Origin of the sequence: Vogesella mureinivorans (genome assembly GCF_007644035.1) — a bacterium.
In the GTDB taxonomy this organism is placed as follows: Bacteria; Pseudomonadota; Gammaproteobacteria; order Burkholderiales; family Chromobacteriaceae; genus Vogesella; species Vogesella mureinivorans.
On sequence record NZ_VMTV02000293.1, the window covers coordinates 1 to 274 of the forward strand.

1 protein-coding gene is annotated in these 274 nt (G+C 63.9%); it reads left to right on the top strand.

Annotated features, from left to right (window positions below):
* Positions 1-274: efflux RND transporter permease subunit (locus FLQ44_RS09820; protein ID WP_147694259.1), on the top strand; the 274-nt coding region annotated here is incomplete at both ends.

Sequence of the window (274 nt, forward strand, 5' to 3'; positions counted from 1 at the left end):
AGAAAGCCGCTGGCGGCCAGCTCGGACAGCTTTACGAGGTCAGCCAGCCGATCGAGCTGCGCTTTAATGAGCTGATCGCGGGCGTTCGCGGCGATGTCGCCATCAAGCTTTACGGGGACGACCTCGACAAGATGTCGCTCGCGGCGAACGAGATGGTGCGCGTGCTCCAGGGCATACCGGGAGCGGGCAGCGTCAAGGCCGATCAAGTGGGCGGTTCTCCGACGCTCGACGTGAAGCTCGATCGCAACGCGATCGCGCGTTATGGCCTGTCGGT